Source organism: Gimibacter soli (genome assembly GCF_028463845.1).
In the GTDB taxonomy this organism is placed as follows: Bacteria; Pseudomonadota; Alphaproteobacteria; order Sphingomonadales; family Kordiimonadaceae; genus Gimibacter; species Gimibacter soli.
The window spans coordinates 1,779,490-1,795,094 of record NZ_CP116805.1 but is presented as its reverse complement, the minus strand read 5'-3'; the positions used below and the strand labels follow the sequence as shown (position 1 = coordinate 1,795,094).

General features: G+C 61.7%; 17 protein-coding genes. 10 read left to right on the top strand and 7 right to left on the bottom strand.

The genetic code is table 11. From position 1 onward, the window contains the following. Positions 1-295: 295 nt before the first annotated feature. The 4 genes from PH603_RS08405 to PH603_RS08390 form a co-directional block, all read right to left on the bottom strand. Positions 296-1,465: a dipeptidase gene (locus tag PH603_RS08405; protein WP_289505634.1), complete on the bottom strand. Its 1,170-nt coding sequence runs from the start codon at positions 1,463-1,465 to the stop codon at positions 296-298. 19 nt (positions 1,466-1,484) lie between these two features. Next, on the bottom strand, positions 1,485-3,251 hold the full coding sequence (locus PH603_RS08400) for an amidohydrolase (RefSeq protein ID WP_289505633.1): 1,767 nt from the start codon (positions 3,249-3,251) through the stop codon (positions 1,485-1,487). Between the two features lie 48 nt (positions 3,252-3,299). Next, positions 3,300-4,670, bottom strand: a complete 1,371-nt coding sequence (gene hemN, locus PH603_RS08395; protein ID WP_289505632.1) for an oxygen-independent coproporphyrinogen III oxidase — start codon at positions 4,668-4,670, stop codon at positions 3,300-3,302. A gap of 91 nt (positions 4,671-4,761) precedes the next feature. After that, positions 4,762-5,085 carry a DUF1476 domain-containing protein gene (locus PH603_RS08390; RefSeq protein ID WP_289505631.1) on the bottom strand — a complete coding sequence of 108 codons (324 nt, stop codon included), beginning with the start codon at positions 5,083-5,085 and terminating at the stop codon, positions 4,762-4,764. Between the two features lie 210 nt (positions 5,086-5,295). Here PH603_RS08390 and purC point away from each other — a divergent pair, with 210 nt between their 5' ends. From purC to PH603_RS08360, 6 genes are all read left to right on the top strand, one after another. After that, positions 5,296-6,066, top strand: a complete 771-nt coding sequence (gene purC, locus PH603_RS08385; RefSeq protein ID WP_289505630.1) for a phosphoribosylaminoimidazolesuccinocarboxamide synthase — start codon at positions 5,296-5,298, stop codon at positions 6,064-6,066. Between the two features lie 5 nt (positions 6,067-6,071). Continuing rightward, a complete protein-coding gene (gene purS, locus PH603_RS08380) occupies positions 6,072-6,302 on the top strand; it encodes a phosphoribosylformylglycinamidine synthase subunit PurS (RefSeq protein WP_289505629.1) in 231 nt (76 codons plus the stop codon). A 6-nt stretch (positions 6,303-6,308) separates the two neighbouring features. Beyond that, complete coding sequence (gene purQ, locus PH603_RS08375; protein WP_289505628.1) at positions 6,309-6,971, top strand: phosphoribosylformylglycinamidine synthase subunit PurQ; 663 nt, start codon at positions 6,309-6,311, stop codon at positions 6,969-6,971. A gap of 11 nt (positions 6,972-6,982) precedes the next feature. After that, positions 6,983-9,178 carry a phosphoribosylformylglycinamidine synthase subunit PurL gene (gene purL / locus PH603_RS08370; protein ID WP_289505627.1) on the top strand — a complete coding sequence of 732 codons (2,196 nt, stop codon included), beginning with the start codon at positions 6,983-6,985 and terminating at the stop codon, positions 9,176-9,178. 173 nt (positions 9,179-9,351) lie between these two features. Then, positions 9,352-10,131, top strand: a complete 780-nt coding sequence (locus PH603_RS08365; protein ID WP_289505626.1) for a hypothetical protein — start codon at positions 9,352-9,354, stop codon at positions 10,129-10,131. Between the two features lie 135 nt (positions 10,132-10,266). Continuing rightward, positions 10,267-10,803: a hypothetical protein gene (locus PH603_RS08360; RefSeq protein ID WP_289505625.1), complete on the top strand. Its 537-nt coding sequence runs from the start codon at positions 10,267-10,269 to the stop codon at positions 10,801-10,803. A gap of 6 nt (positions 10,804-10,809) precedes the next feature. Here the strand turns inward: PH603_RS08360 and PH603_RS08355 are convergent, their stop codons facing one another. Beyond that, positions 10,810-11,655 carry an alpha/beta fold hydrolase gene (locus PH603_RS08355; protein WP_289505624.1) on the bottom strand — a complete coding sequence of 282 codons (846 nt, stop codon included), beginning with the start codon at positions 11,653-11,655 and terminating at the stop codon, positions 10,810-10,812. A gap of 116 nt (positions 11,656-11,771) precedes the next feature. On the opposite strand from PH603_RS08355, the gene PH603_RS08350 reads away from it, so the two are divergent. From PH603_RS08350 to PH603_RS08335, 4 genes are all read left to right on the top strand, one after another. After that, positions 11,772-12,005, top strand: a complete 234-nt coding sequence (locus PH603_RS08350) for a BolA/IbaG family iron-sulfur metabolism protein (protein ID WP_289505623.1) — start codon at positions 11,772-11,774, stop codon at positions 12,003-12,005. Between the two features lie 122 nt (positions 12,006-12,127). After that, positions 12,128-12,457: a Grx4 family monothiol glutaredoxin gene (gene grxD / locus PH603_RS08345; protein ID WP_289505622.1), complete on the top strand. Its 330-nt coding sequence runs from the start codon at positions 12,128-12,130 to the stop codon at positions 12,455-12,457. Between the two features lie 38 nt (positions 12,458-12,495). Continuing rightward, positions 12,496-13,560: an NADP(H)-dependent aldo-keto reductase gene (locus PH603_RS08340; RefSeq protein ID WP_289505621.1), complete on the top strand. Its 1,065-nt coding sequence runs from the start codon at positions 12,496-12,498 to the stop codon at positions 13,558-13,560. 11 nt (positions 13,561-13,571) lie between these two features. After that, positions 13,572-14,069, top strand: a complete 498-nt coding sequence (locus tag PH603_RS08335) for a GNAT family N-acetyltransferase (protein ID WP_289505620.1) — start codon at positions 13,572-13,574, stop codon at positions 14,067-14,069. 77 nt (positions 14,070-14,146) lie between these two features. Here PH603_RS08335 and PH603_RS08330 read toward each other — a convergent pair whose 3' ends face one another. Together PH603_RS08330 and PH603_RS08325 are read right to left on the bottom strand one after the other, a co-directional pair. Continuing rightward, positions 14,147-14,908: a class I SAM-dependent methyltransferase gene (locus PH603_RS08330; RefSeq protein WP_289505619.1), complete on the bottom strand. Its 762-nt coding sequence runs from the start codon at positions 14,906-14,908 to the stop codon at positions 14,147-14,149. A gap of 126 nt (positions 14,909-15,034) precedes the next feature. Next, complete coding sequence (locus PH603_RS08325; RefSeq protein WP_289505618.1) at positions 15,035-15,565, bottom strand: TlpA disulfide reductase family protein; 531 nt, start codon at positions 15,563-15,565, stop codon at positions 15,035-15,037. Positions 15,566-15,605 lie beyond the last annotated feature (40 nt).

Here is a 15,605-nt window from a genome sequence, read left to right as displayed (position 1 = left end):
GTTCAATATCTCCTGTATCGCCAAACGATTAGCGATACAACCAGATGCAATGTAGTTACACTAGGGAACGCTGCAAGGTGAAAATGCGGAGCGGCCTATCTACCTTTAGCGCACATACTGCAGAAGCCATACCTACACCCACGCCGGGCATATGCCGTTCAGACCACCTTCCACATCGCTGCGGATGAGAAGCCTCATGGCGGAAATGCCCTCAATGTACGGTCTGCCACAGCCTCAAGAGCCGAATAGGGCGAGCCGGCGAGCTAGGTCTGGTCATACTCGAAGCGGATCAATTCTACCTCAACGCCTTCCGCAGGAAAGCCACGCTGTTCCCGCCCATCACCTTTTCGATCTGGGAGGGGGTGAGGCCCACGTCCAGCAGGGCGGCGGTGAGTTCGGCCATCTGGTCGGCGGTGAAGATGGCTTCGGTGGCGCCGTCCCAGTCGGAGCCGAGGACGACATTGTCCTCGCCCACCAGAGTGACCCCGTAGCGGATGGACGCAGCCACGGATTCCACCGTGCGGGCGCAGGTCACCTCGTCCCACGCGCCCACTGCAATCAGGCCGCCCTTGGCGACGATGGCTTTCATCAGGTCATCGGGGAAATTGCGCTGGGTCTCGCAGTGGCCCTTGAAGCCGGTGTGGGAAACAACGAAAGGACCGTCCGAGATCGCAAGCGTATCCCACGCCATCTGTTCGCTGGCGTGGGCGAGATCAATGATCATGCCGTCTGCTGTCAGTTTCTGCACCACGGCGCGGCCGAAATCGGTGAGCCCGGCTTTGGTTTTGCCGTGCAACGACCCACCAAGTTCGTTATCGAAAAAGTGGGTGAGGCCGAACATGCGGAAGCCCACGGCTTCCATCTTGTCCAGATTTTCAAGCTCGCCTTCCAGCGGATGCAGGCCTTCGGTGCCGAGAAGCGCGCCGATCACGCGGCGGCCGTCGCTACGTGCGGTCAGCACGGCTTCAAGGTCGTCCCGGCTCCGCACGAAAATCATGTCGCCACCGCTTTCATCCACCCGCTGTGCCAGAAGCTGCGCCTGGAAAAGAGCGCGCTCCAGCAGGCTGTCCCAGGTGCGGAGCGGCCAACGCTGGATTTTGGCGAGCAGCGTGATCGTGTCGCTGTCAGCGTCGTTCTCCTCGTAATTCTGGCCTTCGGGAGATTTAGTGACGGTGGTGAACATCTGCAGCGCGATGTTGCCGGCCTTCAGCTTCGGCACATCCACATGGCCATAATCGTGGGAGCGCAGCATGTTGCGCCGCGCATCCCACAGAAGCGTATCGGCATGCCAGTCCATGATGGTGAGCCGGTCGTTCAGCGCTTTCGCCTCTGCCGTCACCGTCACCGGCTGGCGCCCCTGCACCACCCGGTTAATGCTTTTGTCGGCATATTCAGGACCGAGCGCGAGCACGGCAATCAGGACAATCGAAAAAAGGGCCGCGAGGCCAAGCGCCAGTTTCTTCATCGCGGCCCTCCCCGGCCTGTCAGTTCGATTTCGTGTAAACCGTAACACCTTCCACAACGGTTTCCAGCACCTCGATTTCCGAAATATCGGCGGGGGCGACCTTATAGGGGTCGGCGGTCACGACGATATAATCGGCGAGCTTGCCTTCCTCGAGGCTGCCACGCACCGTATCCTGCCCCATGATCCAGGCACCATTGATGGTCAGCGCATGGATCATGTCGTCCACCGTCAGGGCCTCTTCCGGGATGAAAGGCGTGCTGGTGGCATCGCGCGGATCCTGCCGGGTAACGGCAACTTCGATGCTGTCGAACGGGTCGGAGGTTGAAACCGGCCAGTCGCTGCCCCACGAAAGCTTCACGCCTGCATCCTTGAAGCTCTTGGCCGGATAGATCCAGCGCTGACGATCCTCCTTGATATGCGGCAGGGTCAGGTCGGTAATATAGGTATCGGCAAAGTGCCACAGGGCCTGCAGGTTGGCGACCGCACCGATTTCCTTGAAGCGCGGGATATCGGCGGGATCGACGAACTCAAGGTGCGACAGATGATGGCGGCGGTCACGCGGGCCGTTCACCTTTTCCGCATTCTCGACCGCATCAAGGGCCGACCGCACGGCCTGATCGCCGAGTGAGTGGAAAAGGACATTGAAGCCTTCCTTGTCCACACCGGTCACGAATGCTGTCAGGGCTTCGGGCGTCAGGTTCATCACACCGTGATGATCATGGCCGTCCGGGATATTCACATAGGGCTCGATAACCGCAGCGGTGAAGTTTTCCGCCACACCATCGACGAAAATCTTGATGCCGTCGCCGTCCACGCGGCCCGCATTCACAGCGCGGAACGCGTCACGGCGCTTCACCACGGCGGCGACATGCTCGTCAACGGTTTCCATGGTCGTGAAGCTGTCTTCCCACGTCTTGCCCGGCAGGAAGGAGAGCTTCATGCGGAGCGGCAGCGCGGGGTCTTTGGCGAGATCAAGGAAAGCCTCGTTATAAATGCTGTCGGTGACGGATGCGTCCACCATCGCTGTCATGCCCTGCATATTCTGGAAGGCCATGCCGCGGCGGATATCGCCCATCACACCGTCTTTCGTCGGCGCGGGCAACAGGGCCGAGATGGCACCGTTTGCTTCCTCGCGCAGCGCACCCGAAGGCGTACCGTCGGCAAGGCGGGCGAAGCTGCCCTTGGCCGGGTCCGGCGTATCCTTGGTGATACCGGCGGCTTCAAACGCTTTCGAGTTGGCCCAGCCGTTATGGCCGTCAGCGCCTTCAAGATAAACCGGGCGGTCCGGCACGATGGCGTCCAGAAGGTCTTTCGAGGGGTTGGCGCCGGGGAACAGGGTTAGGTCCCAGCCACGGCCGACGATGATATCAAGGTCCGGGTGCGCATCGGCATAGGCCTTGACCTTGGCGATGATCTCTTCAACCGAGCCAACGCCGGTGAGCGACAGGCCGTTCAGTTCCTCGCCGCCCGAAGCCACATGAGCGTGGGTATCGGTGAAACCGGGGAAGATGACCTTGCCGTCCAGCACGTCAACCTGCGTGCCATCGCCCACATAGGCCTGCGCGCCGGCGCGGTCGCCGACATAAAGGATTTTGCCTTCCCGCACAGCCATCGCATCGGCAACGCGATTGTCACCGTCAACCGTGTAGATAGTGGCGCCGACGATCACCCGGTCGGCGACCGGGCCTTTCGCTGCGTCATTGTCGCCCGCCTTCTCGCCGCAACCGGCCACCAGAAGGGCTGCGAGCGCCACGCCCGCACCGAAAGTCTTCGTCACATACCGCATGATCTATCCCCCGTTTGGAAATGTGATCACAAAGTAGCGCGACTTTGATCAGACTGCAACGCTATGTCTTGCCGCTTCCGGCACAAGGTAAGCATCGAACGTGGCGGCAACGACGCGGGCATGGTTGCGGGCGACGGGCGGGATGGTCACCGTGCGGCCCTTCACACTGCAAAGCCCGTCGGCGCGCAAGGGCGTCAGCCGCAGGATTTCGGAATCAAGGGCTGTTTCGGCCCGGCCCTGCGCCTTGCAGATCGCACCGACATCCGCCGTGAACTGGCAAAGGAGCGCCTCGATCACCGCCCGGCGCAATCGGTCATCCGCCGTGATCGCCACGCCGCGATCACCGGCAAGGCCGCCCGCCTCAATCGCCGCTTCATACTGGCCAATGTGGGCACTGTTCTGGATGTATCCGCCCGGCAGTTCACTGATCGCCGAAGCGCCAAAGCCGATCAGCACATCGGCCGGGTCGTTTGTATAGCCCTGGAAATTGCGGCGCAGGTGTCCTTCTCGCGCGGCAACGGCCAATGTGTCCTCAAGCAGCGCAAAGTGATCGAAGCCGATGGCATCATAGCCTGCGGCGACCAGTGCGGCGGCGGCGGCCTCGGCAGCATCTTGCCGCGCTTCGGCGCCGGGCAATGCATCGTTCGCGATCATGCGCTGGTGTTTCAGCCGCGATGGCAGGTGCGCATAGCCGAAAAGCGCCACGCGCTGCGGCTTCATGCGCACAGCCTGACGCACGGTTTCAACCAGTCCCTCGGTGGTTTGCCCCGGCAGGCCATAAATCAGGTCCATACTGATCGCATCGATCCCGGCGTCGCGCAGCCAGGTGATGCAATCAGCCACCATCTGCGGTGGCTGGATACGATTGATCAGCGCCTGAACAGCCGGATTGAAATCCTGCACGCCAAGGCTTGCGCGGTTGAAGCCCATCACGGCAAGTGCCCCGGCCTTTTGCCGCGACATGGTGCGGGGATCGATCTCGATGGCAAGCTCGGCATCCGGCAACAGGTTGAAGCGCTTGCGCACGAGGGCGACGAGTGCTGCCATGTCGCTCATCGGCAACCATGTCGGCGTGCCGCCCCCGAAATGCAGGTGCCGCACCGCCATTTTCGGCGGCAGAAGGTCCGCGACCCTTTCAATTTCCATCACCAGCGCACGCGTGTTGCGGGTCATGCGGCCCGTGTTCTGCGTCACCGTCGTGTTGCAGCCGCAATACCAGCAAAGCTGTTGGCAGAAAGGAATGTGGAAATAGAGGGAAAGGCTCTGGTCTGGCCCGACTTCCATCAGCCACCGCTGCTGGTCGTCAGCCGTGATGCCGTCATGGAACTGCACAGCCGTCGGGTAGCTCGTGTAGCGGGGCACGCGCGCGGTATTATAGTGGCGGAAGTTCTGAAAAATGGGGTCGATAGTCTGGGGCATGCTCCGGTATTCCTTCTGGCGGCTACCGGAGCATTTTAACCCCTTCAGGCGACGGGCTTATTGATCGAAATCAAGCCCGGCCACCAAGGGCTCAGGATTCGGACATGATCTGACGCTTGGCTTCGTCGAACAGCTCGTCGAGGCGCTTTTCAATGCGGTGCTGCGAGATATCGAGGCCCTTGGCAGCGATATCGGCCATCACCTTGCGGATCACGTCGCCGTCACCTTCTTCTTCAAGGTCGGAGGCGACCACATCACCGGCATATTCTTTCACGGCGTCGCCCGAAAGGCCCATCTCGGCGGCCAGCCATTCGCCAAGCAGGCGATTACGGCGAGCCCGCGCCTTGAACAGCAGCGCCTCATCGTGGGCGAACTTGTCTTCAAAGGCCTTTTCGCGGCTGTCGAACGTGGTCATGGGCGTGGTCCTTTCATCCCGATTCTTGTCACCTGCAGGAGGCACAGGCAACGATTATAGCGCACATTCAGGTAATATCTGTGCGCCGCTGGTCAAGAGCAAAAACCGGTTATTGCGTTTTATGACAGAAAGATTGTCGGGCCGGACTTCATCCGCTATTGTCCGCGCGCGATTCACCCCCTCCCTGCATGTCGAAGGAGCAGGCCTCAGATGTCCCGCCGCAACAAGATTTACGAAGGCAAAGCCAAGATCCTGTATGAAGGCCCCGAGCCGGGCACGATCATCCAGTATTTCAAGGATGACGCCACCGCATTCAACAACCAGAAAAAGGGCACGCTTTCGGGCAAGGGCGTGGTGAACAACCACATCTCCGAATATATCTTCGCCGCCCTTGGCAACATCGGCATCCCGACTCACTTCGTGCGCCGTATGTCGATGCGGGAACAGCTGGTGAAAGCGGTCGAGATCATCCCCGTGGAAGTGATCGTCCGCAACGTTGCCGCCGGTGGCCTCTCCAAGCGCCTCGGGATCGAGGAAGGCACGCCGCTGCCCCGCCCGCTCGTTGAGTTCTGCTTCAAGTCGGACGAGCTTGGCGACCCGCTGATCGCCGAAGAGCATGTGCTGACCTTCGGCTGGGCTTCGGAAGACGAGCTTGACGACATCACCCATTATGCCCTGCGCGTGAACGATTTCATGTCCGGCCTCTTCGCCGGCATCGGCATCCGCCTCATCGACTTCAAGCTGGAGTTCGGCCGCCTTTACGAAGGCGAGGAAGTCATGACTGTGCTGGCTGATGAAATCAGCCCCGATGGCTGCCGCCTGTGGGACATGAAAACGGGCGAGAAGCTCGACAAGGACCGTTTCCGCCGCGATCTCGGCGGTGAAATGGAAGCCTATATGGAAGTGGCCCGCCGCCTCGGCATCCTGCCGAGCGCCGACATCACCGAACTTGCCGAACACCAGCAGAAGAAGGAAGGCTGAGACCCATGAAAGCCCGTATTCACGTTACCCTCAAGAATGGCGTTCTGGACCCCCAGGGCAAAGCCATCGAACACGCACTCGGCAACATGGGTTTTGACGGCGTCGAAGCCGCCCGCCAGGGCAAATATATCGAGCTGGACCTCGCGGCAGGCACCTCCAAGGAAGCGGTTGACGAGATGTGCCGCAAGCTGCTCGCCAACACGGTGATCGAAAACTACAGCATCGAGCTGGAGTAAGCGCCCATGAAATCCGCGGTCATCGTCTTTCCCGGTTCGAACTGCGACCGGGATATGGCCGTCGCCCTTGAAAAGGTGACGGGTAAAAAACCTGAAATGGTCTGGCACCAGTCGGCCGATTTCGAGAAGGTCGACTTCATCGCCCTGCCCGGCGGTTTCTCCTACGGCGACTATCTGCGCTGCGGCGCCATGTCAGCACGTTCGACCGTCATGAAAGAGGTCATCAAGCGCGCCGAAGCCGGTGTTCCGGTCCTCGGCGTCTGCAACGGTTTCCAGGTTCTGACTGAAACCGGCCTCCTGCCGGGTGCGCTGATGCGCAACGCCAGCCTCCATTTCGTGTGCCGCGATGTGGAACTGGAAGTGGCGAACGACGCCAGCCTCTTCACCAACGGCTACACCGCCGGCAGCAACATCACCATCCCGGTCGCGCACCATGACGGCAACTATTATGCCGACAAGGAAACGCTCGATGCCCTCGAAGGCGAAGGTCAGGTTGCCTTCCGCTATGCCGAGGATATCAATGGCGCCCAGCGCCGCATCGCCGGTGTGCTGAACAAAAAAGGCAACGTGCTTGGCATGATGCCGCACCCCGAGCGGATGATCGAACCCGCGCTCGGCGGCTCCGACGGCCGCGTCCTGTTCGAATCCGTCATGAACCGTCTGGGCTGAGGGGAAAAGAGATGACCGACACCAAGATCACCCCCGAAATCGTCCGCGATCACGGCCTGACGCCGAAGGAATATGACCTGATCCTGAAAGGCCTCGGCCGCGAGCCGAACCTGACGGAACTCGGGATCTATTCCGTGATGTGGTCGGAGCATTGCTCCTACAAATCCTCGAAAATCCACCTGAAGAAACTGCCGACGAAAGCCCCGTGGGTTATCTGCGGCCCCGGCGAGAATGCCGGCGTCATCGATATCGGTGACGGGCAGGCAGCCATCTTCAAGATGGAAAGCCACAACCACCCGTCCTTCATCGAGCCCTATCAGGGCGCGGCGACGGGCGTGGGCGGCATCCTGCGCGATGTCTTCACCATGGGCGCACGCCCCGTGGCCAACATGAACGCGCTGCGCTTTGGCGAGCCTGATCATCCGAAGACCCGCCACCTTGTGGCTGGCGTGGTTTCGGGCATCGGTGGCTACGGCAACTGCGTGGGTGTGCCGACCGTGGGCGGCGAGACGAACTTCGACCCGTCCTACAATGGCAACATCCTTGTAAACGCCATGACCGTTGGCCTCGCCGACGCCGAGAAGATCTTCTATTCGGCAGCTGCTGGTGTGGGTAACCCCGTCGTATATGTCGGCTCCAAAACCGGCCGCGACGGCATCCACGGTGCCACCATGGCGTCGGCCGAATTCACGGACGACAGTGAAGAGAAACGCCCGACCGTACAGGTGGGTGACCCCTTCACCGAGAAACTCCTGATCGAAGCCTGCCTCGAGCTGATGGCTACCGACGCGATCGTCGCCATTCAGGACATGGGGGCGGCTGGCCTCACCTCGTCGTCCGTCGAGATGGCGTCGAAAGGCGGCGTTGGCTTCGAGCTGATCCTCGATAACGTGCCCCAGCGCGAAGAAAACATGCTCCCCTACGAGATGATGCTGTCGGAAAGCCAGGAGCGCATGCTCATGGTCCTGAAGCCCGGCCGCGAGGAAATGGCGAAAGCCATCTTCGAAAAGTGGGAACTTGATTTCGCCGTGATCGGCCACATCACCGATACGGGCAACCTGACGCTGAAGTTCAAGGGCGAAACGGTGGGCGATATCCCGCTCAACACGCTTGTGGACGATGCGCCGGAATATGACCGCCCGCACACGGCAACGCCGAAGCGCAAGGCTGTGGACGTGGAAGCGCCCAAGGACCTGAAAAAGGCGGTTATGGACCTGATCGGCGGGCCGAACCTCGCCTCGCGTCGCTGGATCTGGTCGCAGTATGACCATATGGTCATGGGCGACACCGTCCAGCGCCCGGGCGGCGACGCTGCTGTCGTGCGCGTGCATGGCACCGAAAAGGCGCTGGCGATCAGCACGGACGTAACCCCGCGCTACTGCTATGCCGATCCGGTTGAAGGCGGCAAACAGGCCGTGGCTGAAACGTGGCGGAACATCACGGCCACCGGCGGCCTGCCGCTTGCCATCACCAACTGCCTCAACTTCGGCAACCCCGAGCGGCCCGAGATCATGGGCCAGATCGTCGGCTGCCTTGAAGGCATGGCGGAAGCCTGCGTCGCGCTTGATTACCCCATCGTTTCGGGCAACGTCTCGCTTTATAACGAGACGAACGGCAAGGGCATCCTGCCTACGCCCGCCATCGGCGGTGTCGGCATCCTGAAGCAGTCGAAACATATGGCAACCGTGCCCTTCAAGGGCGACGGCCAGGTGATCATGCTGTTTGGCGAAACCAAAAACGAGCTTGGCGCGTCGCTTTACCAGCGTGAAATCCTGAAAAAGGACGAAGGCCTGCCGCCGGTTGTTGATCTCGCTGTCGAGCGCCGCAACGGCGATTTCGTCCGCGCGCTCATCGAGAACGGCCAGCTGACAACCGTGCATGACCTGTCGGACGGCGGCCTGATCGCTGCCCTTGCCGATATGGCAATCTCGGGCAAGACGGGCGCCACCATCACGCTTGACGACAGCCTGCCGCTGCATGTTCACCTGTTCAGCGAAAGCCAGTCGCGCTACCTGATCGCCGCCGAGGCCGACGAGGCCGAGACGATCCGTCAGGAAGCCCGCGATGCCGGCCTCGCCGTTGCCGTTCTCGGCACCACGGGCGGTGACAGCATCACGGTAAACGGCGGTGCGCTTGACCTGCCGCTCGCAGCCCTCACCGCAGCACACGAAGGCTGGTTCCCGGCCTTCATGAAAAACGAACTTTAAGCCCTACCCAGCTTGAAAGCGGAAGGGGTGCCAAGCGATTGGCGCCCCTTTTTCTTTGGGGTGCCACAAGCCCGCGCGGCGTTTGAGCGGCGCGTCACGCAGGACCCGAGCAACGCGAGGGCGCCCCTTTTTGTATTCTGGACAAACCCATCTGACTCCCCCTAAATGCCGCCATGAGCGACACACCTGTCATCCTGCATATCGGCCTGCACCGCTGCGGCTCCACCAGCATCCAGAAGGCGCTGGCGAAGGCACGCGCCCCGCTTGAGGCCGCTGGCTGGCGGGTGATGCTGCGCGACGAGCTGATGACCGACCGGGCATGGGCGCACCTGCGCCGCCTGCACCGGCCCGCGGCCCCGCTTCTCGATAAAGTTCGCCTTGCGCGGCTGGTGCGCGCGATCGACCGCGAGGAACGCGGCGTGGTCGTCAGCTATGAAAACCTGATCGGCACCATGCCCGGCACGCTCGCCGCGCGCTTCTATCCCGATCTCGACCGTTTCGGTGCCTCGCTTGCCATGCTGCAGGCGAAGGCAAAGCGGCGGATCGAGGTGCGGCTGGTGACCCGCGCGGCAGACGCATGGTGGGAATCGGTCCATATGTTCCGGGCCATCCGGGGCTATCAGGGCAGCCTCGCCGATTTTTTGGCGCCCTACCCGCAGCCCCTGCCCGACCCCGAAAAGATTGCAGCAAAACTGACCGCCGCCGGCGTGCAGCATGTTGCAGCAATCGGGCTTGGCACGCTGATGGATGAGGGCGGCGAAGGCCTCGCCCGATTCCTTGGCCTGCCGGTGAACCCGGCGATCACCGAAGCCCTGACGCCCGAACGCGCCAATGCCCGCATGAGCCCAGAAGCGCTCGCCCGCTGGCAGGCCTTGCATGCAGCAGGCGAAGTGCCAGCCGACCCTGCAGCGCGCGACGCGCTTCTGTACCGGTTTCGCACGGGTAAGCTTTAGCACCGCAAATTCGGGCACCATCAGCCTGTAACCCCCTGCCCTTTTTCGTCTTTCCTGTTATCTGATTTTTATCTTGATATTGCGAATGATTCGCAATTACACTACATGGGCAACGACAGCAAGGGAGCTGACACCATGCCCGAACGTTCCGTATCCAACACAAGCCTGCCGCAGGTTTCCACCCTCTCTACCCTCCCCTCCGGAGCCGCGGAAAGGTTTGTGTTGCACGTGACGCGGCAATGGGTGGGGGCGCTGACGGCCGAGGCCGGCAGCGCCCGACTTGCCCGTCATATCGATGCCTGGCACCGCGCCTTTTGTGTTGCCGGCGGCCCGATGGCCTCGCGCCACTGGGACCAGTTCATGGGCCTTGTCGCCCGGCGCTCCGCCCGCAAGGTGAATGTGAAATGCTGCGCCTGCCAACAGATGACGATGGACGAACGCCGCATCATCGCCGCCGCCGGCGCCTACCAGAATGCCCAGGTGGAACGTGGCCGCACGATCCTTGGCCACTGGTTCAAGGGCGACGGCATGGCACTGGCCGAACACGCCCTGATCCTGTTTGTGGATCACCTTTCAGGCAGCGGCTACCGCCTCAGCCCGCCCACCGACCATGAGACCCGCTCGCTCACCATCGCCGTGCTCGCAGACAATACGGGCGTGACTATTCACTAGGCGAAATCACCCCACCCATTCCGCCACGATCTGCGGCAGGTTGCCAACGTCGCGGGCCCATTTGAAATGGTCGGCGCGGGTGGCGGTGTCATCCCCCGTCAGGATGCGGTGGTCGACCTCAGCAGCAGTCAGCTTGCCGACCAGCCCCTTGGCGGCGGGGGCGGGGGCGAGCTTGTCGTCGGCGAGGGTGATGGCGAGCACACGGCCCGGCCATGCGGCGAGGCGCGGCTCCAGCGCTTCGGCCTCGCCCTTGATGCGGAACTCGTTGCGCGCGGCCAGATGTTTCCAGTCTGCCATGATGCCGCGATATTCGCGCCCCGCGAATCCAAGCTTGTGGCCCGGGAAATAGCCGTACACCAGATGCAGCAGCGGCATGATGCGGCACAGGAATTTCACCTGCTTCGCCACCTTGCCCTTGAAGGCGCCATGCCACGGCGTGCCCGCTGCGATGGTGACGATGCCGTCATGCAGGCTGGGTGCAATAGCCGCTGCCGCCACCGCCATATGGGCGCCGAGCGAATGGCCAAGCGCGATCAGCTTCTGCCCCGGCGCCAGTTTCGCACGGAGCCACAGGCTGACGGCGGCCATGTCTTCGGTCACATACTCGCGGTAGCCGAACGCCTCGGCCCGGCCCGGCCGGCGGTTGCTGCGGCCGTTGCCGCGCATTTCCATCACCGCGACCTCGAAGCCCGCAGCGCCCAGCCCCTCGGCGAAGCGTTCATAGAAGGCGCCTTCCACGCCAAGCGCCGGCAGCATCAGGATACCGCCGCGCCGCTCGCCTTCTGCCGCCACATGGAAAAGCGGCACGATATTGCCGCCTGCCGCCGCTGTTTCGGTCCAGCTTCCCGCCATCGTCGTCTCCCCCCTTGAAGGCCGATTGCATTGGCCCCGCCTGCCACCATATAAAGAGATATGTTTGAAGAAAAGCGCCCCCGTCGCGGGGTGCCTTGCCGAGAGGGGACAAAGCCATGGCCATGACCGCAGAAGCCATCACCGAATTCATCCAGGAAGCGCTGCCCGGCGCCAAGGTGCAAATCGATGACCTGCGTGGCGACGGCGACCATTATGCGGCCCATGTGATCTATGAAGGCTTCAGGGGCAAATCGCGGGTGCAGCAGCACCAGATGGTGTACCAGAGCCTGAAGGGCCGCATGGGGAACGAACTGCACGCGCTTGCCCTGCAAACCTCGGTGCCGGACTGAGCGGCCCATCACTTTTTGACGAGAATTGCCGCCTGCCCCTTGGAATATGCGCCGAAAAGGCTTATTTCCTGCCAAGTACGGGCGCATGGCCGCCCGATGTGACCTGTTGAAGGAAGACCAAAATGACCGACCAGCCGATTTTCGAGCGTATCCGCGACTATGTGACCAAGGACGATGTTGTCCTGTTCATGAAGGGCACCCCGGTCTTCCCGCAGTGCGGCTTCTCGTCCGTTGTGTCGCAGGTTCTCAATCACCTCGATGTCAAATACCAGTCCTACAACGTCCTTGAAGACATGGAACTGCGCGAAGGCATCAAGGCCTATTCCGACTGGCCGACCATTCCCCAGCTTTATGTGAAGGGTGAATTCGTTGGCGGCTGCGATATCGTGAAGGAAATGTTCCAGACGGGCGAACTTCAGTCGCTCTTCACGGAAAAAGGCGTCGCCGCCTGATCCTTCTCTTCCGGTTTCCCTAAAAGGAGCAGTCACCGATGCGCATCAATGAGCTCGGGCGGACGGGGATTCGCGTATCCGAAATCTGCCTCGGCACCATGACCTGGGGCGAACAGAACAGCGAAGCCGATGGCCATGCCCAGCTTGACCATGCGCTCGCAAACGGCATCAATTTTGTCGATACCGCCGAAATGTATGCCGTACCGGGCCGCAAGGAGACCTACGGCGCTACTGAGCGCATCATCGGCAGCTGGCTCCAGAAAACCGGCCGGCGGCAGGACATCATCCTCGCCACCAAGATCGCCAGCGGATCGCGCGGCGGGCGCAGCTTCGATTATATGCGCCCGCACCTCAATGGCGGCGAAACGAAGCTCGACCGCGCCTCGATCCTGGACGCCTGCGACGCCAGCCTGAAACGGCTGAAAACCGACTATATCGACCTTTACCAGCTGCACTGGCCCGAGCGCCCGACCAATTGCTTCGGCCGCCTGCGTTACAAGCATGACCCGGACGACAAGTCGACGCCATTGGAAGAATCGCTGTCAGCGCTGAAGGAACTGGTGGACGCCGGCAAGGTGCGCGCCGTGGGGCTATCGAACGAAACCCCGTGGGGCGTGATGGAATGCCTGCGCCTCGCGGACCAGATGGGCCTGCCGCGCATTGCCTCGATCCAGAACCCCTACAGCCTCCTCAATCGCTCGTTCGAGGTGGGGCTTGCTGAAATGGCGATCAAGGCCGAGGTATCGCTTCTCGCCTACTCGCCCCTCGCCTTCGGCACGCTCACCGGCAAATATATTGGCGGCGCCAAGCCTGCCGGCGCGCGGCTGACCCTTTTTGGTGACATTTTCCCGCGCTATCAGGGTGCGAACGCCAAGAAGGCGATCGAGCGCTATGTGGCCACCGCCCGCGCGTTCGGCATGGACGCCACCACGCAGGCACATGCCTTTGTGCTTTCCCAGCCGTTCGTGACCTCGTCAATCGTGGGCGCCACCAGCGTCGACCAGCTTCAGGCAGCCCTTGATGCCCGCAAGGCGGGGCTGACGGCGGAACATCTGGCGGCGCTCGACGCCATCGATAACGACATCACCTTCCCCTGCCCCTGAGGAACAGCGACATGACCAGCATGCAATGGCGGGAAATGACGGCGGATGAAGTGGCCCTTGTAGAGGCGATGGCCGATGTGATCCATGAAGATCACCCCGAAGACCCCGCCGTGTTCGCGGAACGGCAGCGCCTGCATCCGGGCGGCTGCCTGATCCTCGAACTCAATGGCGAGCCCTCGGGCTATGCCCTCACCCATCCGTGGATCTACGGGGCACCACCGGCACTTGATGTGATGCTGGAAGCCATCCCGGCAAATGCCGACTGCTACCATATCCATGATGTGGCGCTTCTATCGACCGCGCGCGGCACGGGGGCGGCAAGTGCAGGTGTGCAGGCCATCATCGACCATGCCAGGGCGCTCGGCTTCCAGCGCATGACGCTTGTGGCCGTGAATGATACCGTACCCTTCTGGAGCCGCTTCGGCTTCACAATCGACGAAAGCCCGGCGCTCGCCGCCAAGCTCGCCACCTATGCCGGCCACGCCCGGCATATGTCGATGGCCCTATAAAAAGCGTCACCCCGGGCCATGACCCGGGGTCCAGTTCTGAATGCAGGGTCAAGCCCGGCATGACGGTGTGAGGGTCTTCACTTCTTCACGAACTTATAGACGAACCGGTCCGTCTTGCCGCGCAGTCCTTCCTTGAAGGGGCTGTCGGTGTGGTTATCAGCCGAGTTCCGCAGCACGTCGGTTTCCCCGTCAAAGGTGAAGCCCGCGGCCTCCACTTCGGCGCGCACCAGCATCGGGTCGATCCGGTGCAGCTTGTCACCTGCTTCATGGCCCGAGCCCGCCGGCGCCACGTGATCGATGATGATGAAGCTGCCGCCCGGTTTCAGCGCCGAACGGATCGAGGCCAGCACCGCGCCGATATCGGCATCGTTCGGGCGGTTTTTGGTATGGAAGAAATAGTCGTGATAGGCGAGCACGATGATGGCAGCGTCGGCGCTTTCCGCCGGCTGCTCCAGCGGCTCGGCCATGCCGTGCACTTCGGTCACGTTAGCGAGCCGGCTGCCATAGCCGCGCCCCGGCAGGTCTTTTTCCACAAAGGGATAATAGACCTGATCGTTATGGGCGATCACCTTGCCCTTCGCCCCCACAAGGTGCGACAGGATTTCGGTATAATAGCCGCCGCCCGAGTTCACATCGATCACGGTCATCCCCGGCTTGATTCCGGCAAAGGCAAGCACCTCGCCCGGTTTGCGATCACCGTCGCGTTCCTTGTCGGCGGCCGGACGGTCCGGCGCCATCAGCGCTGCTTCCACCGCCTTGTGATGATCGGCCAGTGCCGGCACGGCAAAGGCTGCAACCACAGCGCCGAGCACGGCACCGCGCATCCAGTATTTCGTCATTGATAATCCCCTCGCTTATTATGTCACCCTTCGGGTGCAAGGCCGCAATCGTCGCGCCATCTTATGGTTAATGGCAATTCACCATGCGGTGAGACGCGCGCGAGGTGCGGCGAGCGGAAGGGGAGATCATTCAGCCTGCGGCATCTCGATGCGCTTCCAGCGGAGCAGCTCGTTCACTTCGTCCACAAGTTTGGGAATCATCCCCTCCCCGTAGCCAAGATGGATCCTGCCAATCCTGCCTTCCTTGGTGATCATGAACATATGCGGCAACGACTTGACGCCGTAGGCCCGGACTGCCTTGTTGCCTTTGTCGTAGGAAAAGGTCAGCTGATAATCTTCCATATATTTCACCGCCCGCGCATAGGTTTGGCGGCGCTGTTTGAAATTCACGGCAATGACCTTGAGCTGTCCTTCAGGCACTTGCCGCTGCATACCCTCCAGAATGGGCAACTCCTGCAGGCAGGGCGGGCACCATGTGGCCCAGAAGGTGACGATCACCACCTGCCCCTTGTAATTGCTGAGCCGCAGTTCATTGCCATCCTGATCGTAGCCAACCATATCCGGCGGCACTTCACCGACTTCCAGCGGCGCCCCGGCATTGGCAGCTGTGCCCGAAAGCCAGACGAGCGCGAAAAGCACCGATAACAGAATGCGCATGATTTCCCCCAAATGAATGCCATTCAGGATTGTATCAACC